Here is a 26,997-nt window from a genome sequence, read left to right as displayed (position 1 = left end):
CGAAAGGTCAAACAGGCCGCGAAACGGGGGGAGGGGGGTCAGAGGAGGCCGCGGAGGCGGCGGGCGCGGGCGACCCAGCCGGCGACGGTCGCGGTGGGGACGCGGAGGGTGCGGGCGACGGAGTCGATCGGCTTGCCGCCGTCGAGCACGGCCGCCGCGGCGAGCTCCTCGACGGACGTGAAGCGCCCCGACGACACGACGGCGCTCTCCACCGCCGAGGTCGTCTCGTGGCGGGCGGCCCCGTTCGCCGCCGCAGCCGCCCGCAGGCGGGGCGGCGGGGCGCTCACCGCGGGTCGCACGGGTGGGGCCTCGGAGTCGCGCGACCCGGGCCGCCGCTCTGCGCCGGGTGCTGCAGCGGCGAGCGCCCACCGCCCGCTCGTCCCCGTGATGGGTCCGCCGACCAGCCAGGTCGTGCCTGTCGGCGCGGCGGCGGGGCTCGCCTCGTCGCCCGCCCGCGCTGCTGCACCGATCGGCGCAGCAGCTGCCGTCACGGGTTCCACCACGAGCTCGGCGTCGGCGTCCAGACGCTCCGACTCCGCCAGCGCCTCCGCCAGCAGCGGGCTGATCTCCTCCGCGAGCCCGTGCTGCGCGAGCAGCGGATCCGCCGAGCCGACGAGCTCCGGCTCCCCGCGCAGCGCGGCCTCGTACTGCTCCTTCTCCGCCCGCGCGAGGGCGATCGTCGTCGACTCGACGAGCTCGCGGATGCGCCGCTGCCGCCGCATCCGCACGGCGATGAACGCGACGCCGAGCACCGGGATCACCAGCACGAGCGCCCACAGCAGCGCGAGCGGATGCTGCTCGATCCAGATCAGGATCTCCCACTTCACGCTCCAGTCGCCCGTGCTGTTGTCGAGCTGATCGACGTCCGCGGCCCCGCCCTCCACCGAGACGGCCGCAGGGCCGCTGCCGCTGAGCGTGTTGCCGCTGGCGCGCGTGGAGGTGAGGGCACCGGAGAAGACGATCCCCCGTCCATCCGCCACCCTCACGGCGTTCTCGTCGACCGCGCCCTGGGAGTCCGTGAGGCGGATGCCGATGCCCCGCTCGTCCACGTCCGTCCCGGTCACGACCACGCGGCTGGTGCCCTCGATCGAGATCGCGCCGAAGGCGTCGTCGTGGAAGGAGGTGCCGTCGATCGAGAGCCCCGTGGAGTTCGCCACTCCGTACCCGTTCGGGTTGGGGCCGTCGGCGCGGGGCGTGCCGTCGGCGAAGAGCCCCCACCGTCCGCTGCCCGACACCTCGCCGCCCGCGATCGACAGGTCGTCCACGCCCTGTCGGACCAGGATGCCGTCGGCGCCGGATCCGGTGACCGTCACGCCGTCGAGCGACGTCCCCGTGGCGCGGGTGCCGAGCAGCACCCCCTGCTCCGCGGAGGAGGCGAAGCGCGAGTCGGTCACCGTGAGCGCGGTGGTGTCGTCGGCGTAGAGGCCGATGTGGAGTCCGTCGGTCGTGACCCGTGTCAGCGAGCCGGAGGACAGCGTGCTGGGCGTGCCCGTCACGGCGAGTCCGCCGGTCGGGCCGCCCCAGTACCCGAGGTCGGAGAAAGCGACGTCCGAGGCGGTGAGGCTGCCGCTCTCGACACGGATGTAGACCCGCGAGTCCGAGGCGTCGACGTCGGGTTCGTCGAGCGAGTCGTCCCATCCGACGATGGTCAGCGGAGCGTCCTGGGTGCCCGAGAGGGTGAGCGATGCGCCCCACGCCACGATGCGGGCGGGCGCGGCGCCGGCATGACTGGCCAGACGGATCGTGGTGCCGGGGGAGTCGATCACGAGCGACGCACCCGGGCGGACGAACACGAGCTGCGTGACCAGGACGGTGCGGTCGTCGATCCGCTGCGCGGCGCCCTGCGCGATCAGGTCGTCGAGCGAGTAGGGCGTGTCGCGGGGAGCGAGCGCGACGAACTGACCCGCCGCGAGGTCGCGCACCTCCCCGGACCGGGCGAGGACGGGCCAGGCGGCGTCATCGCGCGCCGCGGTGTCGGCGAGCCGCTGCCACTCCTCGTCGTACGGGTACGGCGAGAACGTGCTGGTGGGCGTCGGCGTTCCGCCGGGGACGGTGGGGGAGGCGGATGCGCCCGAGCCCGCGCCGGTCGCCGTGCCGGCCGAGGGCACGGCGCTCGCGTCCGGGGTCGGGCCCAGCGCGACCGCGGGGCCGGAGGACGACCACGGGGTCAGCTCGAGGACGAGGTGCGGCACCTCCTCCAGCACGCCACGGGCGAGCAGCACGCTCGCGGCCACCCCGCCGGCGATCGCGGCGATCACCGCGGCCCGCACGACCAGACGCCTCGCGGGCGACAGGGTGTCACCCCGCTCCGCCGCGGTGAGCGCCGCCCGGTCGCCGTCCGCCCCGCTCGCCGCGTCCGCCGCCCCGCTCGCCGCGTCCGCCGCCTCGCTCGCCGCGTCTGCGTCGCTCGCCCCACTTGCCGCGTCTGCCTCGCTCGCCGCCCCGCTCGCCGCGTCCGCCGCACTCGCCCCACTCGCCGCGTCCGCCGCGTCCGCCCCGTCCGCCACCACCGCGCCGGGGGCCTCCCCGCCGGCGGCTGCGGCCTCCTCGTCCGGCGCGGGCTCCGGGCTCCGCGGGTCGCTCATCCGACGCGACCGGGCTCGGGCGACAGGCCCGGCACCGCATCCGGCGAGCTCGAGGGCGCCGCGTGCAGGCTCGCCTCGGTCTGCCCCTCGCCGCCGATGGTGTCGGCCGAGCGCGTCAGCCAGCCCTGCTTGTTCATCGTGAACAGCGCGTACGTCTTGATCGGCAGGGCGACGAGCGCGACCACGGCGACCACCAGCGGCAGGATGACGATGTCCTCCGGACGCCGCCACAGGTGCGACAGCCCGCGGATCGCGCGCCCCGCGAGCATCCACAGCAGCGCCAGGCCGAACGCGAGGAGCGGCGCCGGCGCCGTGAGCGCGTGGAACACGTACGCGAGGTAGATGAGCATGCTCACCGGGGTGAAGAGGATCTGCATCACCGTCAGCTGCGACACGAACGGCACCCGGAAGATCCACCCGTTCCTGATCGCGGTGATGTAGCAGCGGTAGGAGTTGCGGCTCCACCGCACGCGCTGCTTCACGAAGGCGCGGAACGTGTCGGGGAACATCGACAGCGCTCGTGCGCTGTCCTGATGCGTGACCCGGTACCCCTGCGAGAGCACGAGCCACGTGAGGCGCCCGTCGTCGCCGGCCACGCACTCGCGGCCGAAGAACACCTCGTGCTCGAGATCCTCGAGCCTCGGCAGGATCACCTCGCGGCGGTAGGCGCTGGTGCGTCCGGAGGCGCAGATCACCCCGCCGAAGCGCCCCATCGCGGGGGCGTAGTCGCCGTAGCGCTGGTCGACGATCCAGTCCGCCACCCGCCGCCAGACGCTCGAGCGCGGGAGGTACACGTTCTGTCGCGTGCTCACCGCGCCGACCGCGGCGTCGAGGAAGGGCATCTGGATGTTCGCGAGCATCCCCTCCTCCCACGATGTGTCGGAGTCGACGAGGATGACGAGCTCGGTGTCGGCGGCGCGGATCCCGACGCCGAGCGCGGAGCGCTTGCCGCGGTGGCGGAACATGATGACCTCGACGTCCGGGTACCCGAGCGCCTCGATGCGCTGCTGCGCCTTGGTGTCGGCGAGGTCGAGCACGATCACGATGCGGCTCGGTCGCTGCGCTCGCCAGGTCTCGAGGCAGCGCAGCAGGACGTCGGGGTCCTCGCGGTAGGAGGGCACCACCACCGTGGTCGTGGTGCGGTAGTCGTTCACGACGGGGCGCGTCGCCATCGAGATGCCCTTGCGGAGCAGCCAGAAGCTCCACGAGACGATGCCGAACACGCCGAACGGCAGCAGCCAGAGCACGGTCTGGCCGAGGCCGTGGAGGTACGACAGGACGTCGTCGAGCATGCGCGGGCGGGCTGCCTTCCAGCAGGCGGATTCGGGTCGCCGGCGCGGCGGCGGAGGGGGACCCGCCGGGCGTGCGAGCGGGTGACTCGCCGTGTGCCGGATGGAGCGTCCCCACCCTAGTGGCGGCGGCACCGCGCCCGCGCGCCCCGTTTCGGGGGGGCCTCGCGCCACCGCACTGGGCGGCGATCGCCCCGATCCGCGTCGCTCGTCACGGGATACGGCGAAGCGACGCCATATCCGCCGAGCTTGCGCGTCTCCCGTGACGAGCGACCGCTGACCGCGCGTGGTCGCGCCGCTTCGACACCGGATTCGGGCGAGCGGCGCGGTATTTGGGGGACTCCGGCAGTTTCGGTGTCGAGCGTGCGGCGAACTACGCTGACGTGGTGCGGATGAGCCGGGTGTGGCGCGTGTGCGCGGCCGCCGCGGGCGTGGCGCTCGTCGCCGCGCTCAGCGCCTGCGCGCCGGGCTCCCCGACGCCGACGGCGGTGGCGGGCTGCCCGGACGGGCACGTCGTCGCCGACGCGGGCGCGCTGCGCTCCGCGCTCGCGGAGGCGACCCCCGGCGACGTGATCGTGCTCGCGCCCGGCCGGTACGAGGGCACGTTCGAGGCGACCGCCGCGGGCAGCGACGCCGAGCCGATCACCCTCTGCGGCACCGCCGACAGCGTGCTCGACGGCGGATCGACGGACCGCGGCTATACCCTCCACCTCGACGGTGCCGACCATTGGACCCTCACCGGCTTCCGCGTCACCGGCGGGATGAAGGGGATCATGCTCGACGCCACCTCCCACGCGACCCTCAGCGGCCTGTCCGTCGACGGGGTCGGCGACGAGGCGATCCACCTCCGCGCGGGCAGCAGCGACAACCTCGTCGAGAGCAACGACGTGTCGGGCACGGGCCACCGTCGACCGGAGTTCGGCGAGGGCGTCTACGTCGGATCCGCGGAGTCGAACTGGTGCGAGATCAGCGGATGCGCGCCCGACGCGAGCGACCGCAACCGGATCGTGGGCAACCGCATCCACGACGTCACGGCGGAGCCCATCGACGTCAAGGAGGGGACTGCGGACGGCGAGGTCCGCGGCAACGAGCTCGACGGCGGCGGGACGACGGAGGCGGACTCCCTGTTGGACGTGAAGGGCGACGGCTGGCTCATCACGGGCAACACCGGGGTCCGCAGCCCTCGCGACGGCGCGCAGGTCCACTCGGTCGTCGACGGCCTGGGGGCGGACAACTCCTTCACGGCCAACTCCTTCGAGGTGGGAGAGGGCGGGTGGGCGATCGCGGTCGACGCCCCGGGCTCGATCCGCGCGACGACCACGGTCGGATGCGACAACGTCGCGCTGGTGGGCGGCGCCCCCGATCCGTCCCGTCTGTCGTCGATCCCCTGCCGCTGACCCGGCGACCCGCGCTAGCGCCCGAGAGCGGGCGCTGGGCCCGTCGACGCGCGGGGGAGTGTCGGCAGAGGGGGCCAGGATGGAGAGATGAGGACCTTCACGCTTCCCGGGACCGACATCACCGCACCGAACGTCGTGCTGGGGCTGATGCGCATCGCCGACAAGACCGACGACGAGGTGCGCGAGCTCGTGCGCACCGCTCGCGACGCCGGGATCGACTTCCTCGACCACGCCGACATCTACGGCCCCACGCTCCACGCCTGCGAGCGGCGCTTCGCCGAGGCGCTTCGGCTGTCTCCGTCGGAGCGCGACGCGGTCACCATCCAGACCAAGGCCGGCATCGTGAAGGACGGACCGTACTTCGACTTCTCCTACGAGCACCTCGTCGAGTCGGTCGAGGGCTCGCTCGAGGCGCTCGGCACCGACCACGTCGACATCCTGCTGCTGCACCGTCCGGATGCGCTGGTCGAGCCCGACGAGGTCGCCCGCGCCTTCGACGACCTCCACGCCGCGGGGAAGGTGCGGTACTTCGGTGTCTCCAACCACACGCCGCGCCAGATCGACCTCCTGAAGAAGAGCGTCACGCAGCCGCTGGTCGCGAACCAGCTGCAGCTCTCGATCACGCACTCGCCGACCATCGCCCAGGGCGTCGCCTCGAACATGGTCGGGCTGGAGCAGTCGATCACGATCGACGGCGGCGGCATCGTCGACTACTGCCGCCTGCACGACATCACCATCCAGGCGTGGTCGCCGTTCCAGGCCGGCTTCTTCGACGGGGTGTTCCTCGACTCCGACCGCTTCCCCGAGCTCAACGCCGTGATCGACAGGCTCGCCGCCGCCTACGGCGTGCCTGCCATGGCCATCGCGACCGCGTGGATCACCCGCCACCCGGCGCAGATGCAGGTCGTGCTCGGCACCACCACTCCCCAGCGCGTGGCGGATGCGGCGCTCGGTTCCGACGTGCCGCTCACCCGCCCCGAGTGGTACGAGCTCTTCCGGGCCGCCGGTCACCGCGTGCCCTGAGCCGTCGCCTCCGCGCGCTGCGGCCTGGCGGCGCCTCAGGAGGCGAGGGTGTCGCGCGGGAACTCGCCGTAGCGGGCGGAGTACGCGTGGGCGAAGCGGCCCTGGTGGCCGACCCGCCACCGCGTCATCACCGAGGCCACGCTGGTCCCGTCTCCCGGCGCGGCCTCGGCGAGGTCGCGGTGCACCCGCGCCATCCGCACCTCGGCCAGCACCCGCAGAGGCGTGGAGTCGAGCTCGCGCCGGAACGCGCTCTGCACTCCGCGGACCGACAGCGCCGCCGCCGTCGCGATGTCCTCGACCGAGATGTCGTCGTCGGCGCGGCGCTCGATGAACTCCACCGCCAGCCTGACGTGAGCGGACGGGGCAGCCGGCGACGGCAGCGCCTCGTCGGCGGCCACGCGGATGGCCGACAGCAGAGCCTCAGTCACCGCAGGGCTGGCGGACGACTCCAGGATGCGGGTCGTGTGCTCGAGAAGGATCGACCAGGACGCCCGTTGCTCGGTGTCGAGCAGACCCTCGTCCACGGCGCGGAGCTGCGTGGGCGTCAGGGCCCGCTCGAGAGTCGACCTCGTCGCCTCGGATGCCCTCACCTCGGCTCCTTCCGCCGCGCGGTCGGATCGCCCGCGAGTCCCATGCCTAATGCCACGCAGGGCCTGTGTCAACCCCTTCGTCCGATGGATGATCTCTGCGCCCACCGTATGACAATGTCGCAGGAGGTTCTGCGGTGGGTGTGATGTTGTACGACGGCGCGACGATCGAGTTCGACGATCGGACGCTCGCCCATCTCCACGTCGTCATCATCAACCGGCTGCGGCGCTCCGAGGGGCTGTCCATGTCGTGGGTCGATTCGGTGGCGAGCGGCGGCGGCCGCAGCTCCATCTGGCTGTCGCCTCACGTGCCCGTCTACTTCAAGTTCGACGGCGGTCGGGCGCCGGCCATCGACCCGCAGTGGATCGAGCTGCTCACGCGGTCTGCGGCCAGCTCGACCGGGCTCATCGTGATGGACGAGAAGAGCGTGCCCGTCCGCGGGAGCACCTACCTCCAGAACCGGGCCTGGCCTCCCGGTCACGGCACGTCGTGAGGCGAGTGCGACACCGGGTGACGGCGTCCCTGTGACGTTCTTCCGCACCGACTTCCGCGCGGACGACGGCGAGCACGCGGAACGCTGGCTGCTCGAGACCCACGGCGACATCCGGCTGGCCGGCGACGTCCGTGGCTTCGCGGAGCGGATGGTCGGCGACGCGCGCTTCGCGGTGTGCACGACGTCCATGGCCGGCCACTACGGATGCGACGCCGAGTTCGGGCAGATCCTCGTCTCCACCGCGGTCGGCGGATACACCTGGACGGTGGGTCGCGACACGGGCTCCCTCGGCGAGGAGCCTGCGCTCTTCCAGCCGGGCGACCGCCTGATCGCCGACATCGTCGACGTCGAGGCCCATACGCTGGCCCTCGACGTGGGCGCCCTGAGGGAGACGGCGGCGATGGTCTACGGCATCGACGGCGCCGACGTCCGCTTCGACGGGCCGCGTCCCGCGTCGGCGCCGTCGGCGGCCGCGCTGACGCGGCTGCTGGAGGACTCCGCGCGACTCCGCGACGGACTCGAGTCGGAGACCCTGCGGGCTCTCGTCTACCGGGCGCTGGCGGTCTCCGTCCTGGAGGGGTTCCGGCTGATCGGAGAGGTGCCCGAACGGCACCTGGCGGCACGGGCGCGCTACGCCGCCTACCGCGGCGCCACGCGCTTCATCGACGACTTCGCGTCGCTCCCCATCACCGTCGCCGACGTCGCCCACGCCGTGGGCCTGCCCGTCCGCGACCTCATGGACGTCTTCCGTGCGCACGCGCCGAAGGGCATCTCGCCACGCGCCTACCTCGCGTGGGCGCGGCTCGACGCGGCGCGCGCCGATCTCGACCGCGATCCCACTCAGAGCCACGACCGGGTCGCCCACCGCTGGGGCTTCTCGTCGGCGGCCGTCCTCGAGCTCGAGCTGCGCAGGAGCCGTCCCGCGCGGGACTGATCCGCCAGCTCGAGCTCGAGGGGCCGCTCAGGCGGCGTCGCGTCCGGTGATTCCCGAGGTGGACTCGACGGTGTCGCGCATCTTCTTCTCGAGCGCCTCGTAGAACATCGAGAGCGGGAACTCGTCGTCGAGCACGGCATCCGTCAGGCCCTTCGGCGGCCCGCTCACGGGGAGCGCGTCGACCCCGCGCGACCAGACGGAGGCCGGGTGCGGGGTGAGCGTCGACGACACCAGCTCGTAGGCGGCCAGCCAGTGCGCGGTCTTCGGCCGGTCGATGGAGCGCCAGTACAGCTCGTCGATGGCGTCGCCCAGGGCGACGACCGCATCCGGCAGCTCGGCCCAGTCGATCGTGAGCTTCGTGTCGGTCCAGTGCAGCACGCCCCGCTGGTGGAGCCACGCGAACAGCAGCTGACCGCCGAGCCCGTCGTAGTTGCGCACGCGCGACCCGGTGAGGGCGAACCGGAAGATCCGATCGAACAGCACCGCGTACTGCACGAGCTGCGCCCGATCGGCCAGGAGCGCGTCGGTCTCCGGGTCGCGAGCCAGCTCGACCGCCGACCGGAACGCCGTGAGGTCGCACCGGAGCTCCTCGAGGGAGTACAGGAAGTACGGCATGCGCTGCTTGATCATGAACGGATCGAACGGCAGGTCCCCGCGCATGTGCGTGCGGTCGTGGATGAGGTCCCACATCACGAAGGTCTCCTCCGCGAGCGTCTGGTCGTCGAGCAGCCGCAGGGCGTCGGCGGGCAGGTCGAGTCGCGTGATCTCGGCCGCCGTGCGCACGACACGTCGGAAGCGCGCCGCCTCGCGGTCGGCGAAGATCGCACCCCAGGTGTAGGCGGGGATGCTCGAGGTGGCGACCGACTCCGGGAACAGCACCGCGGAGTTGGTGTCGTACCCCGGGGTGAAGTCGAGGAACCGGATGGGGAGGAACAGCGCGTTCGAGAAGGCGCCGGCCTCGAGGTCGCCCACGAAGTCGGGCCAGATCACCTCGACCAGCACGGCCTCGAGGTGACGGTCGCTGCTGCCGTTCTGCGTGTACATGGGGAACACCACGAGGTGGCGGACCCCGTCTCGGCGGTCGAGCTGCGGCTGGAACGCGACCAGCGACTCGAGGAAGTCGGGCACCCCGAATCCGCCCTCGGCCCAGGCGGCGAGGTCGTCGTCGAGCGCCTCGAGGTACGCCGCGTCGTGGGGGAAGGCGGGGGCGAGCGCGGCCACGTCGTCGCGGATGCGGGCGAGCAGCCGTGCCGCCTCGGGGTGGTCCTCCGCCTCGGGGATCGACCCGTCCTTCACCTGGAACGTCTGGAACGCGGTGGCGGCGGCCTTGAGGTCCTGCCACGCGGGGTGCGCGATCAGGGCGGCGTCCTCGACGACCTCGGGTTCTCCTACGATGGCGGACCCGGCAGCGGGGGCGGTGGTGGTGATGCGTGCGGATGCGGACATGGTGAACCTCCAATCGTCGCTCTCGAGCCTACGGACGACTCTTCGCGCGAGTGTGGCCTTCACCGAGCATCCGTTGCGTCTGGTCGCAGGATCCGCGCGTTTTCTTTGCGTCGGGGTCTCACCTCGGCCGGGATGACCGTCCTCGTCCGGAGCTACGCGGTCGGCGGCGGCGGGGAGGCGAGCACGGCGTCGATCAGGCCCGGGAAGCGGGCGTCGAGCTCGGCGCGGCGCAGCTGGATCGCATGGGTGCGTCCGCTGACGATCGTGCGCGTCACCCCCGCCTCGCGGAGGGCCTTGAAGTGGTGCGACAGCGTCGACTTCTGCACGTCGAACCCCCAGTCGTCGGCGTGCTTCGAGTGCGGCTCGCCGTCGGAGAGCACGCGCACGATCTGCAGCCGGATGGGGTCGCCCAGGGTCCGGAGCACCTCGACGAGCTCGACCTCCTCGATGGGAGGGGACGGGTAGGGATCGGACATGGAGCACCTATTGTTTGACAACCATCGAACGATGTCGTACCTTCATCGTATGACATCGATCGAACGATCGTACCGCACATCCCTCCCGAAGCTGCTCCTCCTGGCCCTCGCGATGTTCGTCGTGGGCACCAACGCCTTCGTGATCGCCGGGCTCCTGCCCGACATCGCCGCCGACCTCGGCGTCTCCCCGACCGAGGTCAGCTACTCCATCACCAGCTACGCCGTCGTCGTCGCGGTCATCTCCCCTCTGGTGTCCATCACGCTCGCCCGAGTGCCCCGAGCCGTGCTCATGGCTGCCGGACTGGCCGTCTTCGCGCTCGGCACCGCCGTCGCGGCGTCCAGCGACTCCGTCGGCTGGTTCATCGCCGGTCGCACGCTCTCCGGTCTCGGCGGGGCGGCGCTCGTCCCGACGGCCACCGCCTCCGCGGCCCTCCTCGCACGGCCCGAACGACGCGGGCAGGCGCTCGCTCTCGTCGGTGCGGGCTTCACGCTCGCCACCGCGGTCGGATCGCCGTTCGGCACGGCGCTCGGGGGAGCGGCCGGGTGGCGGACCCCGATGTGGATCCTGGTGGGCGTCGCCGCGGTGCTGGTCGTCCTGATCCCGCTCGTGGTCCGCGGGCTGCCGGTGTCCGCCGCCATCTCCCTGCGTCGGCGGCTCGCCCCGCTGGCGGAGCCGCGCATCCTCGCCCTGCTGGCGACCACGTTCCTGATGATCGCCGGGTTCAACGTGGTGTACATCTTCAGCTCGGCCGTCACGGCCGAGGCGACGGGCGGCTCCGGGGCGCTGCTCGCGGTCCTGCTGCTCAGCTACGGCGGCGCGGGGGTCGTCGGCAACCTGGTCGCCGGCCCGGCGACCGACCGGATCGGCAGCCGGCTCACCGCGATCGTGGCGCTGGGCGGACAGGTCGCGGCGCTCGCCGTGCTCACGTTCGTGGAGTCGTCCTTCGTCGCCTCCGTCGTGGTGTTCGCGGTCTGGGGCGTGGCCGCCTTCGCGATCGCGATCCCCGTGCAGCACCGGCTCGTGAGCGTGGACCCGGACTCCGCCGCGCTCACCCTGGGCTGGTACTCGACCGCGATGTACGTGGGCATCGCCGTGGCTCCGCCGCTCGGCACCGCCGCACTGTCCCTGGGTGGGCCCGTCGCCCTCCCGATCGCCGGCGCGGTCGTGACCGCCCTCGCCCTCGTCTTCTTCCTCACCGCCTACGCCCGTCGCCGCGGCCCCGTCCTCCCGACGGGTGGGCTCTCACCTGAGCTTCCTGCCACGCCCGAGCAGCAGGTGCCCGAGCCGGCGCAGCGTTCCCTCTGATGCTTTCGCCATACCCACGCTGTTCCGCCACACCGATCGACGTGGCGAAACAGCGTGGGTATGGCGAAACGTGATCTACGCGTGGGGGCCGGGGAGCTCGCCGGAGCCGCGCACGACGAGGCGGGGGCTCAGCCGCACCTGCTCGAACGCGCGGCGGTCGCCGCCCACGCGGCGCAGGAGCAGGTCGGCGGAGAGCTGGCCCATGGTGGCCGGGTCCTGCGCGATCACGGTGACGCCCGGCTCGAGCACGTCGCTCAGCTCGAAGTCGTCGAAGCCCACGAACCCGCGCGTCGCGATCTCTCCGCGCGACTTCAGGTGCCGCAGCAGCCGCACGCTCCACCGGTTGTTGCCCGCGAAGATGGCGGTGGGCGGATCCTCGAGGTCGAGGATGCGGTCGATCCCGTCCTCGAGGTCGTCGCGTGTGGGGGCCGCGAGCATCACGAGGTCGTCGTCGAACGCGATGCCCGCATCCGCGAGCGCCAGTCGGTAGCCGGAGAGCCGTTCGCCGGCGGTGAAGACCGACGCGTCGTCGCCGAAGAACGCGATGCGGCGGTGGCCATGGGCGATCAGATGCGTCACGCCCTCGCAGCTGCCGCCGGCGTTGTCGGCGAGCACCGTGTCGGCCTCGATCCCGGGCACGATGCGGTCGACGAAGACGATCGAGCATCCCGCGGCGATCTCGGCCGCGAGGAACGCCGGGTCCGTGCCCTGGGCCGGGGCGAGGATGATGCCGTCGGCGCCGCGTGAGCTGAACGACTCGACGATCTGGCGCGAGCGGCTCGCATCCTCGTTGGACGAGGCGGAGAGCAGCAGGTAGTTGTGGGCGAGCGCGACGTCCTCGACGGCGCGGGTGAGGACGGAGTAGAAGGGATCGGCGACGTCCTCCATGATGAGGCCGATCGTCGCCGTGGTGCCCTGGCGGAGCTGGCGGGCGAACTCGTTGCGACGGAAGCCGAGCCGCTGGATGGCCTCCTGCACGGTCGCGAGCGTCTCGGCGCTGACGTAGCCGTCCTGGTTCACGACGCGCGACACCGTCTTCAGGCTCACGCCGGCGGCCGCCGCGACGTCGCTCATGGTCGCGCGGGTCCTCGTCGTCGGGCCGCTCATGCCAGAAGACTAGCGGCATCTCTCTAGGACAACGTTGACAGACAACGTTGACATACCCCTTCGGGGGTCGCTACCGTAACCCAGACGGATGCGCAGACGTCCGCAGTCACCATTCCTCTTTCAGCGTCGAAAGGCCCCCGCATGCCGGTCGCTCCCTTCGCCCACCCGCGCTCCCAGCGAAGGCGCACCACTCGATCCGGGCGGCTGACCGCACCGATCGTCGTGGCCGCCGTCGTCGCCGCCATGATCCCGCTGGCCTCCGTCGCCCCGGCTCAGGCCGCGAGCCAGACGGAGTTCTTCTCCTCGTTCGAGAGCGATCAGGCGGCTCCGTTCGCCGACCGTGTCGAGCTCGCCGCCGACGGCACCCCGCTCCAGCAGAACGTCGAGGGCCCCGGCGGCGGCAGCCTGCTCGGCAGCGTCAAGACCGTGACCGCGAGCGGCGAGAACGCCCCCAACGAGGCCGCCATCTGGGCGGCCGACGGCAACCCGGGCACCAAGTGGCTGGTCTTCCAGCCGCAGGGCTGGCTCCAGTACCAGCTGCAGAACGTCGCCACGGCCGTGACCTACTCGCTCACCTCCGGCAACGACGCGCCTGAGCGCGACCCCAAGCAGTGGGTGCTGAAGGGCTCGACCGACGGCAGCACGTGGGTCGACCTCGACACGCAGACCAACCAGACGTGGGCGGATGCGGATCGCGGCGTCAAGAAGAGCTACACCATCCAGACTCCGGGCGCGTACTCGTACTACAAGCTCGACGGCATCGTGAACCACTCCGGCGGCCTCATCCAGCTCGCCGACTGGGACCTCCTCGCCCAGGTCGACCCGAGCGCCCCCGCGGCGCCGGTCAGCACGGGCGTCGCCACCGGACCCAGCTCCGGCTACAACATGAAGGCGCGCGTCGGCTGGACCGGCACGCACTCGCTCCGCTACGCGGGCGAGCACAGCGCTGACGGCGAGGCGTCGTTCACCAACCGCCTCTTCGACGTCGACGTCGCCGTGGGCGCGACCAGCCGCCTGAGCTAAATGATCTTCCCCGAGCTCACCGCCAACGACCTGCAGTACCCGTCGACCTACTCCGCGGTCGACCTGCGCTTCAGCGACGGCACCGAGCTCTCCGATCTGAAGCCCGTCGACGTCTACGGCATCGACGCCACCGCGGAGGGACAGGGCGCCGGCAAGGTGCTCTACCCGAACCAGTGGAACCAGGTCGAGATCGACCTCGGCACGATCGCCGCGGGCAAGACCGTCACCGCGGTGCAGTTCCACTACGACAACCCGGGCGGCACCGCCGACACCGCGTTCGGCGGCTACCTGGACGACATCCGCATCCAGTCCGCTCCGGCGACCATCGACGGCTCGAGCCTGACGAACTACGTCGACACCCGTCGTGGCACCAACTCCTCGAGCGCGTTCTCCCGCGGGTCGAACGAGGCCATCACCGCGATGCCCAACGGGTTCAACTTCCTCGTCCCGCTCACGAACGCCGGCGCCAACTCGCGCGAGTACTCGTGGCAGCAGGACAACGACGACAACAACCGCACCCGGTTCGAGGGCCTCGGCTTCTCGCACGAGCCGAGCCCCTGGATGGGTGACCGCAACCAGTTCTCGGTGATGCCCGTGTCGGGATCCGGCACCCCCTCCGGGAACTGGCACACGCGCGCCGACCGCTTCGGGCACGACAACGAGACGGCGCAGCCCGACTACTACGGCGTGACGCTCGACAGCGGCGTCAAGGCGGAGGTCACCCCGACCGACCACGCGGCCGTGATGCGGTTCACCTTCCCGTCGGACTCGGGCAGCATCGTGCTCGACGCGCCCAACGGCTCGACCAGCGAGGGCAGCCTGAACATCGCGGCCGACGGCACCGTCACCGGCTGGGTCGAGAACGGCGCCGCGGGCGACACTGGCCGGACGCGCATGTACGTCTACGGCGTGCTCGACCAGGCGCCGACCAGCACCGGCACCGCCCAGGGCGGCCGTCAGCTCACCAAGTTCGCGAAGTTCAGCTTCGGCTCGGGCGACGACCACCAGGTGCTGCTCCGCGTGGCCACCAGCTACCTGAGCCTCGCGCAGGCCCAGCAGAACCTCGCGATGGAGGTCGGCGGGCAGGGCTTCGACCAGGTGCGGGATGCCGCGAAGTCCGCATGGAACGACCGTCTCGGCGTGCTCGAGGTCGAGGGTGCCACCGAGACCGAGCTGCGGACCACGTACAGCAACCTCTACCGCCTGAACCTCTACCCGAACTCGCAGTTCGAGAACACCGGCACCGTCAACGCGCCCGTGTACCAGTACGCGAGCCCGGTCACGAAGGGCGGCGCGAGCACCGCCGAGACGACCGGTGCTGTCGTCAAGGACGGCAAGATGTACGTCAACAACGGCTTCTGGGACACCTACCGGACCGTCTGGCCGATGTACTCCATCCTCTATCCGGAGCTCGCGGGCGAGCTGGTGGACGGCTTCACCCAGCAGTACCGCGATGGCGGCTGGATCGCCCGGTGGTCCTCGCCCGGCTACGCCAACATCATGACGGGCACCTCGTCCGACGTTGCGTTCGCCGACGCCTACGTGCGCTCGGTGCCGCTGCCGGATGCGCTGGCCACGTACGACGCCGCGATCAAGAACGCGTCGGTGCCGTCGTCGAACGACAGCGTGGGCCGCAAGAGCCTGAACTCGTCGATCTTCCTCGGGTACACGCCGGCGACGCAGGGTGAGAGCGTCTCGTGGGCTGCTGAGGGCTACATCAACGACTTCGGCATCGGCAACATGGCCGCCGCGCTCGCGAACGACCCGCGCACGCCGGCCGACCGAGTCGAGCAGCTGAAGGAGGAGAGCGCCTACTACCTCGAGCGCGCTCGGGGCTACGTCAACCTCTTCGACCCGTCGATCGGCGGGTTCTTCCAGGCCCGCAACGCGGACGGCACGTTCGTGACGCCGCCCGCGGAGTACGACCCGAAGACCTGGTGGGGTCCGTACACGGAGACCAACGGCTGGAACTTCGCGTTCCACGCTCCGCAGGACCCCAACGGTCTGGCGAACCTCTACGGCGGCAAGCAGGGACTCGAGCAGAAGCTCGACGAGTTCTTCGCCACCCCGGAGACCACGACCGGCTCGATCCACGAGATGGTCGAGGCCCGCGACGGCCGCTACGGCCAGTGGGGCGTGAGCAACCAGGTCAGCCACCACATCCCGTTCATGTACAACGAGGCGGGAGCGCCCTGGAAGGCGCAGTCCATCGTGCGTGAGGCGCTGCAGCGCTCCTACGCGGGCGGTGCCATCGGTCAGGGCTACGCGGGCGACGAGGACAACGGCGAGATGAGCGCCTGGTACCTCTTCAACGCGCTCGGCTTCTACCCGCTCCAGGTCGGATCCGACCAGGTCGTGCTCGGCTCGCCGCTGTTCACCAAGGCGACCGTGCACCTCGCGGGCGGCAAGGACCTGGTGATCAACGCGCCGGGCAACTCCACCACCAACAAGTACGTGCAGTCGCTGCGCGTCAACGGCGAGGAGTACACCAGCACCTCCCTCGACTCGCACGTCCTCACGGACGGCGCGACGCTCGACTTCACGATGGGCGCCGAGCCCAGCACGTGGGGAACGGGCGAGGCCGACAGCCTGCCGTCGCTGACCGAGGGCACCGGAGTCGCCACCCCGCTCAAGGACACCACCGAGCCCACGCTGGCCACGGTGTCGAGCGCGGGCGGCGAGAACGCGGGCGCGCTGGTCGACGACTCGTCGCGGACGCAGCTCACCTTCGCCGGGCCGACCCCGTCGGTGACCGTCACCTACAAGGGCGCCAGTCAGGCGCCGAGCTTCTATACCCTCACCTCGGGGGCGTCGAAGGCCGACCCGTCGGCCTGGAAGCTCGAGGGCAGCGACGACGGCGTGACCTGGTCGACCCTGGATGAGAGGACCGGGCGCACCTTCGCCCAGCGGAACCAGACGGTCCCGTTCCAGATCGAGCGTCCCGCCGCCTACCAGCAGTACCGCCTCACCGTCACCGCGGGCGACCCGACCATCGCGCTGAGCGAGTTCGAGCTGCTCACCGACGGCACCGGCGCCCAGGCCGCCGACCTGCGCTTCAGCGCAGCCGACGGACTCGCCGCCTCGTCGGGTGTCGAGAAGGAGTTCGCGCTCGGCATCGCCTCCGGCGGGTCGGCCGAGGGCTACTCGGCGACGGTCGACTGGGGAGACGGATCGGCGACCACGCCGGCGACGCTCGGTGCGGCCGACCTCGGCAACACGCCGGTGTCCGCGAGCCACGAGTACGCGCTCCCCGGCGTGTACCAGGCCCGCGTCACCCTCACCGACGGAGTGACGTCGACCAGCGGCCTCGTGTCGATCACCGTCGCGTACGTCGAGGAGGGCAGCCTCCTCGCCGCCTACGACAGCGTCTGCATCGGCGACGACGGCATCGGCGGCGCGGACTGCGACGCCAAGGGCATCTCGTACTCGCGCCAGGCGCTCCTCGCGGCCGGCGTGACGTTCGGCAAGCCCATGACGGTGCCCGGCACGGACCTGAGGTTCACCATCCCGGCCCTGCCGGTGGGTGCGCCCGACAACGCGACCGGAGACGGGCAGACCATCGCGGTCGACCTCGGCGCCGGAGCGACGCAGCTCTCGTTCATCGGAGCCGCGACCGAGAAGAACCAGGACACGACCGCGACGGTGACCTTCACCGACGGCACGACGGCGACGATCCTGCTGCAGTTCTCCGACTGGACGAAGGGCGGCAACCAGTCCGCCACCGCGCCCTACGGGAACATCGAGGTCGTCAAGTCGGCGTACCGCCTGGTCGGCGGCAGCCAGAACGGGGCCGCTCCGTACTTCTTCTCGACGGTGCCCTACACCGTCCCCGAGGGGAAGACCGTGGCGAGCATCACGATGCCCGACCAGCCCGGTGAGCCGAGCGAGACCGGACGCGTCCACGTGTTCGCCATCGCCTCGGACGGCGAGCTCCCGGTCGACACCTCGTTCACCGCCACGGCGGGGGCGGATGTGACGGGCACCGCGGGCGAGTCGCTCACGGCCGCTCTGGCCACCGTCGTGCCGACCGACCCGAAGGCCGAGGCGCCGATCGCCCGCGTCCAGTGGGGCGACGGCACGGTGACCGAGGACGCGACGATCACGCCGGGCGCCGACGGCTCGATGGCGCTCAGCGGGACGCACACCTACGCGGCGGCCGGGACCTACACGGTCTCCGTCACGGTGGCGACCACGGCCGGGACCTCGCAGCTGACGCTGAAGGCCACCATCGCGGCCGCACCGGTCTATACCACGGCCATCACCGCCGACCCGGCCGACGAGGTGCTCGCGGGCGCCACGGTCGCGGTGAGCGGCACCGGCTTCAAGCCGGGCGAGAGCGTCGACGTGGTGCTGCAGACCTCGCCCGAGGTCCGGCAGACGGTGACCGCCGGCTCCGACGGGGCGATCTCCGCCTCGCTCACGGTGCCGTCGGATGCGCAGCCCGCGATCTACGCGATCGTCGCCACGGGCGCCGAGTCGGCCATGCCGGCGACCGCCACCATCCAGGTGGTGCCGCCGACCGTGGATCCCGTCTACGACCCGCAGATCCACGTCGACTCCGGCTCGGGGCGCCCCGGTGACCTGGTCACGGTGACGGGAGAGGGCTTCGCGCCCGGAGAGACCGCTCACGTGGTCTTCCACTCCGACCCGGTCGAGGTGGGTGCGCCGGTCGCCAGCGACAAGGGCGCCATCGTCCTGACGTTCGCCGTGCCGGCCGACGCGGAGGTAGGCGACCACGCCATCGAGGTGACCGGTGAGGTCTCGGGCGTCCCGGTGTCGGTGCCGTTCCAGGTGCTGCCCCCGCGCACGCCCGGCGACGGCAGCACCGGGGTGACCGGCCCGGCGAGCGGCTCCGCGGCGTCGCACCTGAGCAACACGGGTGCCGACACGCTCGGCGCCGGCCTCGCCGGGGGCCTCGCGCTCCTGGTGATCCTGGCCGGTGGCGTGCTGCTCCTGCTCCGCCGCCGCCGCACCCACCGCGCCTAGCGGTCCCGCGGGCCGCGGGCCCCGCCTTCTCGGCGGGCCCGCGGGCCTGCGGATCACGCCGATCCGCGAGAAGACGCCCCTCCCACGCTGCGGGAGGGGCGTCTTCTCGCGTCTCAGCGCTGTCATCTCGCGGCGCGGCGGGCACCTCGCGTGCGGTGGGCGCGGTCGGAGGTGCGCGGTAGCGTGACGGCATGGCGATCGAGGTGCGTCCGGCGACGGTGTTCGCCGACGTCGCGACCATGGTGGGGCCGAAGAACCCCGACTCGAACGTCTGCTGGTGCCTCAGCTACCGGCTCCCCTCGAAGGAGAACCTGGCGCTCGCCAGACGCCAGCGCGGGGAGCGGGTCCAGCGGCTCGTGCGCGAGACGCCGGCACCCGGCGTGCTGGCGTACGACGGCGACGAGGTCGTCGGATGGGCGGCCGTGCATCCGCGGGCCGACACGTCCTTCGCCACGAACCGCAGGATCCCGCACGTCGACGACGTCGACGTCTGGTCGCTGTGGTGCGTGCGGGTGCGCCCCGGCCATCGGGGGCAGGGCATCTCCCACTCACTCGTCGCGGGCGCCGTCGACTTCGCCCGCGCCTCCGGCGCGCCCGCGATCGAGGCGTACCCCGTCGACAACGGCGGCGAGCGGGTCGACCTGACCATGGCGTACGTCGGCACGCGGTCCCTGTTCGAACGGGCGGGCTTCACGAAGGCCGCCGACACCACGTCGGTGATCAACGGGTTCCCGCGCGTGATCATGCGATTGGAACTGACATGACGGATGCGCGAAGCATGGGCACCCCGCTGTCCGGCACCGAGACGGCCGACCTGCCCGAGTTCACGGAGGCGCCCGCCGAGCCTCTGGCGCTCGCGCGGGAGTGGCTCGCCGCGGCCCGGGAGATCGGGGTGTCCGAGCCGCTGTCGATGACGCTCGCGACCGCGTCGTCCAGCGGGTCCGTGAGCGCCCGATCGGTCGACGTGAAGCGGATCGACGATACGGGTCTGGTGTTCGGGACCTCGCTGGAGAGTCGCAAGGGCGGTGTCCTCCTCGAGAACCCGCACGCCGCGCTGCAGGCGTACTGGCGCGAGACGATGCAGCAGCTCCGGTTCGAAGGGGTCGTGGAGGTCCTCGGCGGGGCCGAGTCGGATGCGCTCTTCGCCGATCGATCGCCTCGCTCCCGGGCGGCCACCGCGGTCGCTGCCCAGTCCGTCCCGTTCGCGACCGGCCCTGCGGAGGGGAGGGCAGCTCTCGCCGACGCGGCCGAGCGTCTCCTCGACGAGCACGGCGACGACGTGCCGCGGCCTCCAGCATGGCGGGCGCTGCGCCTCGTCCCGGATTACGTGGAGTTCTGGCTCGGACGCCGCGATCGCCTCCACCGTCGCCTGCGGTACCTCCGGGTCGAGGGCGGCTGGGTCGCGGATCACCTCCAGCCCTGAGCGTCTCGCATCGCCGGCACCTTCGCACCCTGGTCGCGGGTCTGAGCAGACGCTAGGGTCATCGCATGACGACATCGGGGGATGCAGTGGTGGTCGACCGGGCGAAGGCTCATCCGGTCGCGAAGGGGCTCGGCATCGCCGGGATCGTGCTCGGGGTGCTCGCGGTGGTGATGCCCCTCGCGATCGTGATCTGGGCGCTCCTGCCCGAGCAGATGAACGCCCTCTGGTACCTGCTCGCCGTCATCCCGCTGACGTTCCTGGTCGCCGTCCTCGGGCTCGTGCTGTCGGTGATCGGCCTCATCGTCGGCCTCGTCTCGAAGCGGGGCACGCCCGTCGCGGCCATCATCGGCGTGGTCCTCAACGCCCTCGTCCTCGCCCTGGCCTTCCTCGCCACGAGCGGCGGCTTCTCCTCCTTCTGAGGCGCTACGAGCCGTCCGCGCTGTCTGCGATGAGGTGGAGCTGGGTGCCGTCGAGGTCGATGAGGAACGCGGCGCGCTGGCCCCAGGGCTGCCGTGTCGGCGCGGTGAGGCGCGGGGCGCCGCTCGTGCGCTCGGGCACCACTGCGGCGACGGCGGCGTAGAGCTCGTCGAGGTCGGCGACCCGGATGCTGCACTGGAACGAGCTGGACGCGGGATCCAGGTCCGGGAACGGGAAGAACTCCAGCTCGACGGAGCCGCGGCGGAGGATGAGACAGGTGTCGTCCCGGAAGGACTCGCCGAACCCGAACGCGCCGTAGAACGCGCTCGTCAGCGCGAGATCGTGCGAGGGCAGGTTCGGGACGGCTCTGTCGACCACTCGGGCTCCGCGCTCCTGACGGCTAGGCCGGGAGCCAGCCCTCGATGGTCTGCACGATCTCCGGATCGTCGGGCTTCGTGCGCGGGCTGAAGCGGCGCACCTCCCCGGTCGGGCTCACGACGAACTTCTCGAAGTTCCAGGTGATCCGGCCCGACTTGCCCTCCGCATCCGGCACGCCGGTGAGCTCCTTGTAGAGCGGATGCGCGTGGCGGCCGTTCACCTTCACCCGCTCCGACATGGGGAAGGTCACGCCCCAGGTCGCGGAGCAGTACTCCTCGATCTTCTCCTCGCTGCCCAGCTCCTGCAGGAACTGGTTGCTGGGGAAGCCGATGACGGTGAACCCGCGCTCGCCGTACGTGCGCTGCAGCTCCTCGAGCTGCTCGTACTGGGGCGCGAGCCCGCACCGGGAGGCCACGTTGACCACGAGCGTCACGCGCCCGTCGGCCAGCTTCCCGAAGGTCGTCTGCTCGCCCTTGATGGTCGTCACCGCGATGTCGTCCAGTTCGCTCACGCCGCCACACTACGCCCCTCGGATGACCCAGAGCCCCCGGCCTCCCGGCGTCAGGGGTCGAGCGTAGGGTGCGGGTATCACGGACCGAGGACGGAACAGGAGGCGGCATGAGCGGGATCGACCTGACGTCGGGCGAGCATGAGAAGGCGCGGCGGATGCTCCAGGAGGACCTGATCGTGTGGTTCACGACGGTGGCGGACGACGGGACGCCGCACGCGGTGCCCGTCTGGTTCTTCTGGGACGACGGGAAGGCGTGGGTGTTCAGCCAGCCCGACACCGTGAAGGTGAAGCATGTGAAGGCCGGGTCGCGGGTGGTGCTGCACCTGAACGCAGGGGGAGAGTTCGGCGACGACGTCGTGATCCTCACGGGCAGCGCCGAGATCGACCCGCGTGGCGCCGCCGGGGTGCTGGCAGGCTTCCGCGAGGCGTACGAGCGCAAGTACGCCGCCGCGATCGCCGACTACGGGATGCCGCTCGAGCAGATCGGTGAGACCTACAGCACCGCGATCGCCTTCACGCCGGAGAAGCTCCAGGCCTGGTGAGCCTCCGCCCCGAGACGGGGAGCGAGGCTCCTGCCTCAGACGGGGCGCGAGAGGAAGCGGGCGGCGAGGGTTGCGCCGAGCCCCCCGTCGAGGACGACACCGTGCGCGGCGCCGCGGAGGATGGCGAGCCGCGCTCGCGGGATCGTGTGCGCCACGAGCCGCGCGCTGTCGGGCGGGGTGAGGCGGTCGGCCGAGCCGTGCAGCACGAGCGTCGGAGCCGTGATCCGGGAGAGCTCGGCAAGGGCGTCGTGTCGGCGGCTCGCGAGGTAGTGGGCCTGCCGCATCCGCGCATCCGTCGTGACCACCAGCAGGGACCGGGCGACGTCGACGGGCACGTCGTCGTCGAAGAAGAAGGGGCGGATGCGGGCGATCTCTCCCGATCTCAACGCCGCCCCTGCCTCGGGATCGCGGGTCACGGTGTGACGGTCACCCGCGTTCGTCGCGGCGAGGACCAGTCGCCCCAGGCGGGACGGATGGTCGACCGCGAACCACTGCGCCACCCGGCCGCCCATCGAGTGGCCGAGGAGGTCGACGCTCTCGAGACCCGCCGCATCGATCACCCGCACGAGGTCGGCGGCGAGGTCGCGAGTCGAGAAGACCCCGGACGCACTCCGTCCGCTCGCGCCGGTGCCGCGATGGTCCACCAGCACGAGCGGCCGGCCCTGCCCCAGCACGGGAGCGGCGAGCCGCCACGACCGGTGGTCGACCGCCTGCCCCGGGACGAGCAGCAGTGGACGCCCCGGCCCGTGGCCGAGGGTCCAGGCGGCGAGGCGTGTGCCGTCCGCCGCCGTCACGTCGGGGATCGGCACCGCCTCGGGGACGGCCGGCGACCGAGGGGCGCCTCCGCTGTCGCCGTCCCCGGCCCGCGCCTCAGGATCCGTGCCCGCCCCCGCGCCCGCGCTCATCGTCGGCGGGGCGTCCAGCCCACCGGCAGCGGCCCGGAGACGTCGGCGCGCTCGCGGTCGACCTCTGCCGACCAGCCCTGCGCCGCATCCGCCGGCCCGTCGAACCCGCCGCGGGCCACGCGGAACCCGAGGTCCTCCAGCGCGGTGCGCGGTGCCCCGCCGCGACGCGTCGAGGCGCGCACGCTCCACGCGTCGTCGGCGAACCCGCCGCCGCGGAACACGCGGTAGTCGCCGTAGCGGGCGGGATCGAGGAGGTCCCAGCACCACTCCCAGACGTTCCCGAGCGTGTCGAACAGGCCGAAGGCGTTCGGCATCCGCCCGCCGATGGCCTGCGGCGCCGTCACCCCGTCGGCCGCCGTCCAGGCCACCTCCGCCAGGGGGCCGTAGTGCGCCCCGGTCGAGCCGGCGCGGCAGGCGAGCTCCCACTCCGCCTCGGTGGGGAGCCTGAACCCATCGGCATCGACGTGCCAGGTGACCTCGTCGCCGTCGACCGCGTACGCGGGATCGAGCCCCTCCCACTCCGAGGCCGCGTTGCAGAAGCGCACCGCCCGCAGCCAGCTCACGCCGGTGGCAGGCCGACGCGGATGCGCGGCCGACTCGCCCAGCATCTCCGCCAGCTGCTCCTCGGTGACCGGGTAGCGGCCGAGCTCGAACGGCTCGAGCTCGACGCTCCAGCGCACCTTCCGACGCGCGTCGTGGAGCGCGACCGTGCCGCCGGGGATCGCCGCCATCTCGATGTCCACTGGTCCATCCTCCCAGCGGGGAGCGGGGAGCGCGGAGCGGGGAGCGGGGAGCGGGCGCGAGCGCCGTGAGGCCTACGGGACGATCGAGTCCACGTAGCCGCCGTCGACCCGCACCGCGGCACCCGTGGTGGCGGAGGCGAGCGGCGAGGCGAGGTAGCAGACGAGGTTCGCGATCTCCTCGGGCTCGATCAGCCGCTGGAGCAGCGACTGCGGGCGATGGACGCGCATGAACTCGCGCTGCGCCTCCTCCCACGGCAGCGAGCGGTCGACGAGCTGGTAGACGAAGTCCTCCACGCCCGGCGTATGGGTCGGACCGGCGATCACCGAGTTGACCGTGACCCCGGACCCGGCGGCCGCCTTCGCGAACCCGCGCGAGACCGCGAGCAGCGCGGTCTTGGACGCGCCGTAGTGGATCATCTCCTCGGGGATGACGAGCGCGGAGTCGCTCGCGATCGAGAGCACGCGCCCCCATCCGCGGTCGATCATGCCGGGCAGCGTCATCCGGATGAGGCGCGCCGCGCTGAGCACGTTGGTCTCGAAGAAGCGGCGCCACTCGTCGTCGTCGATCTCGAGCGGCGGCACCGCCCCGAAGATGCCCAGGTTGTTGACGAGCACGTCGACGTCGCCGGCCGATTCCCGCAGTCGATCGGCGCCCTCCTGCGTGGTCACGTCGGCGACCGCGGCCACGAGCTCGGCCTCGGGGAGCTCGGCGCGCATCCGCCCGATCGCCGACGAGACGGAGTCGTCGCTCCGGCCGTTGACCACCACACGCGCCCCCGCGTCGGCGAGGCCCCGCGCGATGGCGTACCCGATCCCTCCGGTCGACCCCGTCACCGCCGCCGTCCTGCCCGTCAGATCGATCCGCATCCCGCATCCTCTCGTCGACGTCCCATTCCAGCACCATCGCCCCAGGGATGCACCAGCGCGGATGGGCCAGACTGGCAGCATGAACCCGACAGAGCAGTTCCGGGCCGCGCGCGACACCCTCCTCGCCCACCGCACCGACGCGGAGGCGGCGGAGGCCGAGTTCCGCTGGCCGGATGTGGGTCCGCACTTCAACTGGGCGATCGACTGGTTCGACGCGATCGCGATCGGCAACGAGCGCCCGGCGCTGTGGATCGTGGAGGAGGACGGCTCCGAGACGGTGGTCAGCTTCGACCGGATGCGCTGGCGCTCCGACGAGGTCGCCGCCTGGCTGCACGCCCAGGGCGTCGAGCAGGGCGACCACGTGATGCTCATGCTCGGCAACCGGGTGGAGCTGTGGGAGTCGATGCTCGCGATCATGAAGCTCGGGGCCGTCATCCTGCCCACCACCGTGCTGCTCTCGCCCACCGACCTCGCCGATCGGCTCGAGCGCGGCGAGGTGACGCACGTCATCGCCGACGCCTCCGAGGCCGCCAAGTTCGAGGGCCTCCCCGAGGCGGACGACGTGGTGCTCATCGCGGCGGGCGGCCGGGTCGACGGATGGCTCGACTACGACGACTCCATCGACGCGGAGGGCATCGCCCCGACCGTGGTCGTCGACACCGACGACCCCTGCCTGGTCTACTTCACGTCGGGCACCACCTCGAAGCCGAAGATGGTGGTGCACACCCACGAGTCGTACCCGGTCGGCCACCTCAGCACGATGTACTGGCTCGGGGTGCGACCGCGCGACGTGCATCTCGCCATCAGCTCGCCCGGCTGGGCGAAGCACGCCTGGAGCTGCTTCTTCGCCCCCTGGATCGCTGAGGCGACGGTGTTCGTCTCCAACTACGCGCGGTTCGACGCCGGTGCGCTGCTGCGCCGCCTCGACGAGGCGGGCGTGTCGACCTTCTGCGCGCCGCCGACGGTGTGGCGGATGCTCATCCAGGCCGACCTCGGCGACCGGCCGAGGGCGCTCCGCGAGATCCTCTCCGCGGGTGAGCCGCTGAACCCGGGGGTGATCGCGAAGGTCGAGGAGTCGTGGGGGCTCACCATCCGCGACGGCTACGGACAGACCGAGATGACCGCCGTCATCGCCAACCCTCCGGGCCGCCCGATCGTCCCGGGCGCGATGGGGCGAGCGCTGCCGGGCGTCGCCGTCGAGATCATCGACCCGGTCTCGGGCGAGCCCTCCGGCACCGGGGAGATCTGCCTCTCGCTCGATCCGGAGCCGGTCAACCTCATGGCCGGCTACCTGGGCGACGACGAGCGCACCACCCGCGCGCGAGCGGACGGCCGCTTCCACACCGGCGACGTCGCCACCCGCGACGCCGACGGCACCATCACCTTCGTGGGCCGGACGGACGACATCTTCAAGTCCTCCGACTACAAGGTGTCGCCGTTCGAGGTCGAGAGCGTGCTGCTGCAGCATCCGGCCGTGGCGGAGTCGGCCGTGGTCCCGGCTCCGGATGCGACCAGGCACAGCGTGGTGAAGGCGTACGTCGCCCTCGCCGAGGGATGGGAGCCGGATGCGGCCACCGCCTCGGCGATCTTCACCCACTCGCGCGACCTGCTCTCGGCCTATGAACGCGTACGCCGCATCGAGTTCTTCGTCCTGCCGAAGACGATCTCCGGCAAGATCCGCCGGGTCGAGCTGCGCGAGCGCGAGGAGGACGCCTTCGCCCGCGGGGAGCGTCTCGCGGCCGAGCACCGAGCGGACGGCAGCTGATGGCGCACCTCCAGATCGCACTGAACGGCGACAGCACGCATCCGGCCATGCCGCGCACCCCCGACGAGATCGCGCGCGACGCGGCCGAGTGCGTGGCGGCCGGGGCGACCCTGCTGCACCTGCACGCGTTCGACGATGACGGGCGCGAGTCGCTCGAGCCGGTACACGTGGGGCGGATGCTCACCGCGGTGCGTGCGAGCTGCCCGGGCATCCCGCTCAACGTGACCACCTTCGCCGAGATCGAGCCCGATCCGCGGCGCCGCCTCGAGCTGGTGAGCGGCTGGACCGAGCTGCCCGACCTGATCTCGGCGAACCAGGGCGAGGACGGGATCGACGATCTGTCGGCCCTGCTCGTCTCGCGCGGCGTGGCGATCGAGGCGTGCGTCCTCTCGGTCGCCGACGCCGAGCGGTTCGTCGCGATCGGCGGATGGGACCGGTTCGAGCGCCTCGTGATCGAGGCCATGGATCCCGATCCCGAGACGGCCCTGGGTCTCATCGCCGACATGGAGGCCGTGGTGGCCCGCGCCGGGGTGGGCCTGGAGCAGCTGGAGCACGGGCTCGGTGCGGGCACCTGGGCCGTGGTGGAGCGCGCGGCCCGGCTGGGGAAGGGCATCCGCGTCGGGCTGGAGGACGTCGGCACGCTGCCCGACGGCTCCGTCGCCGCGTCGAACGCCGAGCTCGCCGTCGCGGCGAAGCGCCTCGTCCCCGCTGAGTAGCTCGTCCCGTCTGCGGAGAACCGCTCGCCCTCCCCTTCGGGGGCCGCGGGTGGTGCGGCGGCTTGGATAGCGTGGTC

Annotated in this window: 24 protein-coding genes; 13 read left to right on the top strand and 11 right to left on the bottom strand. The window is 72.0% G+C overall.

Features of this window, described 5'->3' with window-relative positions; translation table 11 throughout:
- Positions 1-38 precede the first annotated feature (38 nt).
- Entirely contained in the window at positions 39-2,585 is a 2,547-nt protein-coding gene (locus IEX69_RS09965; RefSeq protein ID WP_085020845.1) for a right-handed parallel beta-helix repeat-containing protein, read from the bottom strand.
- On the bottom strand, positions 2,582-3,877 hold the full coding sequence (locus IEX69_RS09960; RefSeq protein ID WP_085020844.1) for a glycosyltransferase: 1,296 nt from the start codon (positions 3,875-3,877) through the stop codon (positions 2,582-2,584). The genes IEX69_RS09965 and IEX69_RS09960 overlap by 4 nt, the downstream gene beginning before the upstream one ends.
- Before the next feature lie 389 nt (positions 3,878-4,266).
- On the opposite strand from IEX69_RS09960, the gene IEX69_RS09955 reads away from it, so the two are divergent.
- Both IEX69_RS09955 and IEX69_RS09950 read left to right on the top strand, forming a co-directional pair.
- Positions 4,267-5,271, top strand: coding sequence for a right-handed parallel beta-helix repeat-containing protein (locus IEX69_RS09955; RefSeq protein ID WP_085020843.1), 1,005 nt, complete (start codon positions 4,267-4,269; stop codon positions 5,269-5,271).
- Positions 5,272-5,358: 87 nt separating this feature from the next.
- Positions 5,359-6,294 (top strand): aldo/keto reductase, encoded by a 936-nt coding sequence (locus tag IEX69_RS09950; protein ID WP_085020842.1) that lies wholly within the window; start codon positions 5,359-5,361, stop codon positions 6,292-6,294.
- Between the two features lie 35 nt (positions 6,295-6,329).
- Here the strand turns inward: IEX69_RS09950 and IEX69_RS09945 are convergent, their stop codons facing one another.
- Positions 6,330-6,884, bottom strand: coding sequence for a helix-turn-helix domain-containing protein (locus IEX69_RS09945; protein ID WP_174604520.1), 555 nt, complete (start codon positions 6,882-6,884; stop codon positions 6,330-6,332).
- Positions 6,885-7,027: 143 nt separating this feature from the next.
- On the opposite strand from IEX69_RS09945, the gene IEX69_RS09940 reads away from it, so the two are divergent.
- The gene (locus IEX69_RS09940) at positions 7,028-7,375 is read left to right on the top strand and encodes a DUF7882 family protein (protein WP_229756424.1); all 348 of its coding nucleotides are present in this window, start codon (positions 7,028-7,030) and stop codon (positions 7,373-7,375) included.
- Positions 7,376-7,406: 31 nt separating this feature from the next.
- Positions 7,407-8,309 (top strand): helix-turn-helix transcriptional regulator, encoded by a 903-nt coding sequence (locus IEX69_RS09935; RefSeq protein WP_085020839.1) that lies wholly within the window; start codon positions 7,407-7,409, stop codon positions 8,307-8,309.
- A 27-nt stretch (positions 8,310-8,336) separates the two neighbouring features.
- Here IEX69_RS09935 and IEX69_RS09930 read toward each other — a convergent pair whose 3' ends face one another.
- Positions 8,337-9,755: a DUF6421 family protein gene (locus IEX69_RS09930; RefSeq protein ID WP_229756301.1), complete on the bottom strand. Its 1,419-nt coding sequence runs from the start codon at positions 9,753-9,755 to the stop codon at positions 8,337-8,339.
- A 152-nt stretch (positions 9,756-9,907) separates the two neighbouring features.
- The gene (locus IEX69_RS09925; protein WP_085020838.1) at positions 9,908-10,231 is read right to left on the bottom strand and encodes an ArsR/SmtB family transcription factor; all 324 of its coding nucleotides are present in this window, start codon (positions 10,229-10,231) and stop codon (positions 9,908-9,910) included.
- Between the two features lie 49 nt (positions 10,232-10,280).
- Between IEX69_RS09925 and IEX69_RS09920 the strand changes: the two genes are divergently transcribed.
- Entirely contained in the window at positions 10,281-11,537 is a 1,257-nt protein-coding gene (locus tag IEX69_RS09920; protein ID WP_085020837.1) for an MFS transporter, read from the top strand.
- Between the two features lie 75 nt (positions 11,538-11,612).
- On the opposite strand, the gene IEX69_RS09915 is transcribed toward IEX69_RS09920, so the two are convergent.
- On the bottom strand, positions 11,613-12,644 hold the full coding sequence (locus tag IEX69_RS09915) for a LacI family DNA-binding transcriptional regulator (RefSeq protein WP_085020836.1): 1,032 nt from the start codon (positions 12,642-12,644) through the stop codon (positions 11,613-11,615).
- Between the two features lie 141 nt (positions 12,645-12,785).
- Between IEX69_RS09915 and IEX69_RS20900 the strand changes: the two genes are divergently transcribed.
- The 5 genes from IEX69_RS20900 to IEX69_RS09895 all read left to right on the top strand — a co-directional run bounded on the left by IEX69_RS20900 (position 12,786) and on the right by IEX69_RS09895 (position 20,495).
- On the top strand, positions 12,786-13,667 hold the full coding sequence (locus IEX69_RS20900; protein WP_217348636.1) for a discoidin domain-containing protein: 882 nt from the start codon (positions 12,786-12,788) through the stop codon (positions 13,665-13,667).
- Positions 13,668-18,653 (top strand): GH92 family glycosyl hydrolase, encoded by a 4,986-nt coding sequence (locus IEX69_RS09910; protein ID WP_217348635.1) that lies wholly within the window; start codon positions 13,668-13,670, stop codon positions 18,651-18,653.
- A 191-nt stretch (positions 18,654-18,844) separates the two neighbouring features.
- Positions 18,845-19,417, top strand: a complete 573-nt coding sequence (locus IEX69_RS09905; RefSeq protein ID WP_085020835.1) for a GNAT family N-acetyltransferase — start codon at positions 18,845-18,847, stop codon at positions 19,415-19,417.
- Positions 19,414-20,076 carry a pyridoxal 5'-phosphate synthase gene (locus IEX69_RS09900; protein ID WP_229756300.1) on the top strand — a complete coding sequence of 221 codons (663 nt, stop codon included), beginning with the start codon at positions 19,414-19,416 and terminating at the stop codon, positions 20,074-20,076. The genes IEX69_RS09905 and IEX69_RS09900 overlap by 4 nt, the downstream gene beginning before the upstream one ends.
- A gap of 65 nt (positions 20,077-20,141) precedes the next feature.
- A complete protein-coding gene (locus IEX69_RS09895) occupies positions 20,142-20,495 on the top strand; it encodes a hypothetical protein (protein ID WP_157127300.1) in 354 nt (117 codons plus the stop codon).
- 4 nt (positions 20,496-20,499) lie between these two features.
- Here the strand turns inward: IEX69_RS09895 and IEX69_RS09890 are convergent, their stop codons facing one another.
- On the bottom strand, positions 20,500-20,871 hold the full coding sequence (locus IEX69_RS09890; protein ID WP_085020832.1) for a bleomycin resistance protein: 372 nt from the start codon (positions 20,869-20,871) through the stop codon (positions 20,500-20,502).
- A 22-nt stretch (positions 20,872-20,893) separates the two neighbouring features.
- Entirely contained in the window at positions 20,894-21,382 is a 489-nt protein-coding gene (locus tag IEX69_RS09885; protein ID WP_085020831.1) for a glutathione peroxidase, read from the bottom strand.
- A gap of 107 nt (positions 21,383-21,489) precedes the next feature.
- On the opposite strand from IEX69_RS09885, the gene IEX69_RS09880 reads away from it, so the two are divergent.
- Complete coding sequence (locus IEX69_RS09880) at positions 21,490-21,924, top strand: pyridoxamine 5'-phosphate oxidase family protein (RefSeq protein ID WP_085020830.1); 435 nt, start codon at positions 21,490-21,492, stop codon at positions 21,922-21,924.
- Between the two features lie 35 nt (positions 21,925-21,959).
- Here the strand turns inward: IEX69_RS09880 and IEX69_RS09875 are convergent, their stop codons facing one another.
- The 3 genes from IEX69_RS09875 to IEX69_RS09865 form a co-directional block, all read right to left on the bottom strand.
- The gene (locus IEX69_RS09875; protein WP_085020829.1) at positions 21,960-22,829 is read right to left on the bottom strand and encodes an alpha/beta fold hydrolase; all 870 of its coding nucleotides are present in this window, start codon (positions 22,827-22,829) and stop codon (positions 21,960-21,962) included.
- A complete protein-coding gene (locus IEX69_RS09870; protein ID WP_085021593.1) occupies positions 22,826-23,560 on the bottom strand; it encodes a formylglycine-generating enzyme family protein in 735 nt (244 codons plus the stop codon). The genes IEX69_RS09875 and IEX69_RS09870 overlap by 4 nt, the downstream gene beginning before the upstream one ends.
- Before the next feature lie 84 nt (positions 23,561-23,644).
- Positions 23,645-24,439, bottom strand: a complete 795-nt coding sequence (locus IEX69_RS09865; RefSeq protein ID WP_085020828.1) for an SDR family NAD(P)-dependent oxidoreductase — start codon at positions 24,437-24,439, stop codon at positions 23,645-23,647.
- Between the two features lie 79 nt (positions 24,440-24,518).
- Here IEX69_RS09865 and IEX69_RS09860 point away from each other — a divergent pair, with 79 nt between their 5' ends.
- Together IEX69_RS09860 and IEX69_RS09855 are read left to right on the top strand one after the other, a co-directional pair.
- On the top strand, positions 24,519-26,204 hold the full coding sequence (locus IEX69_RS09860) for an AMP-binding protein (RefSeq protein WP_085020827.1): 1,686 nt from the start codon (positions 24,519-24,521) through the stop codon (positions 26,202-26,204).
- Entirely contained in the window at positions 26,204-26,920 is a 717-nt protein-coding gene (locus tag IEX69_RS09855) for a 3-keto-5-aminohexanoate cleavage protein (RefSeq protein ID WP_085020826.1), read from the top strand. Before IEX69_RS09860 ends, IEX69_RS09855 begins: the two co-directional genes overlap by 1 nt.
- Positions 26,921-26,997: the final 77 nt, after the last annotated feature.

This window comes from Cnuibacter physcomitrellae (genome assembly GCF_014640535.1).
Lineage (GTDB): Bacteria > Actinomycetota > Actinomycetes > Actinomycetales > Microbacteriaceae > Cnuibacter > Cnuibacter physcomitrellae.
This window is presented reverse-complemented; position numbering and strand designations above follow the sequence as displayed.

Bases quoted from the DNA above. Each gene is read 5' to 3' on its own strand.
- IEX69_RS09965 (WP_085020845.1), bottom strand. From the start codon at position 2,585: ATGAGCGACCCGCGGAGCCCGGAGCCCGCGCCGGACGAGGAGGCCGCA.
- IEX69_RS09960 (WP_085020844.1), bottom strand. From the start codon at position 3,877: ATGCTCGACGACGTCCTGTCGTACCTCCACGGCCTCGGCCAGACCGTG.
- IEX69_RS09955 (WP_085020843.1), top strand. From the start codon at position 4,267: ATGAGCCGGGTGTGGCGCGTGTGCGCGGCCGCCGCGGGCGTGGCGCTC.
- IEX69_RS09950 (WP_085020842.1), top strand. From the start codon at position 5,359: ATGAGGACCTTCACGCTTCCCGGGACCGACATCACCGCACCGAACGTC.
- IEX69_RS09940 (WP_229756424.1), top strand. From the start codon at position 7,028: ATGTTGTACGACGGCGCGACGATCGAGTTCGACGATCGGACGCTCGCC.
- IEX69_RS09930 (WP_229756301.1), bottom strand. From the start codon at position 9,755: ATGTCCGCATCCGCACGCATCACCACCACCGCCCCCGCTGCCGGGTCC.
- IEX69_RS09925 (WP_085020838.1), bottom strand. From the start codon at position 10,231: ATGTCCGATCCCTACCCGTCCCCTCCCATCGAGGAGGTCGAGCTCGTC.
- IEX69_RS09920 (WP_085020837.1), top strand. From the start codon at position 10,281: ATGACATCGATCGAACGATCGTACCGCACATCCCTCCCGAAGCTGCTC.
- IEX69_RS09915 (WP_085020836.1), bottom strand. From the start codon at position 12,644: ATGAGCGGCCCGACGACGAGGACCCGCGCGACCATGAGCGACGTCGCG.
- IEX69_RS20900 (WP_217348636.1), top strand. From the start codon at position 12,786: ATGCCGGTCGCTCCCTTCGCCCACCCGCGCTCCCAGCGAAGGCGCACC.
- IEX69_RS09910 (WP_217348635.1), top strand. From the start codon at position 13,668: ATGATCTTCCCCGAGCTCACCGCCAACGACCTGCAGTACCCGTCGACC.
- IEX69_RS09905 (WP_085020835.1), top strand. From the start codon at position 18,845: ATGGCGATCGAGGTGCGTCCGGCGACGGTGTTCGCCGACGTCGCGACC.
- IEX69_RS09900 (WP_229756300.1), top strand. From the start codon at position 19,414: ATGACGGATGCGCGAAGCATGGGCACCCCGCTGTCCGGCACCGAGACG.
- IEX69_RS09895 (WP_157127300.1), top strand. From the start codon at position 20,142: ATGACGACATCGGGGGATGCAGTGGTGGTCGACCGGGCGAAGGCTCAT.
- IEX69_RS09880 (WP_085020830.1), top strand. From the start codon at position 21,490: ATGAGCGGGATCGACCTGACGTCGGGCGAGCATGAGAAGGCGCGGCGG.
- IEX69_RS09875 (WP_085020829.1), bottom strand. From the start codon at position 22,829: ATGAGCGCGGGCGCGGGGGCGGGCACGGATCCTGAGGCGCGGGCCGGG.
- IEX69_RS09870 (WP_085021593.1), bottom strand. From the start codon at position 23,560: ATGGCGGCGATCCCCGGCGGCACGGTCGCGCTCCACGACGCGCGTCGG.
- IEX69_RS09865 (WP_085020828.1), bottom strand. From the start codon at position 24,439: ATGCGGATCGATCTGACGGGCAGGACGGCGGCGGTGACGGGGTCGACC.
- IEX69_RS09860 (WP_085020827.1), top strand. From the start codon at position 24,519: ATGAACCCGACAGAGCAGTTCCGGGCCGCGCGCGACACCCTCCTCGCC.
- IEX69_RS09855 (WP_085020826.1), top strand. From the start codon at position 26,204: ATGGCGCACCTCCAGATCGCACTGAACGGCGACAGCACGCATCCGGCC.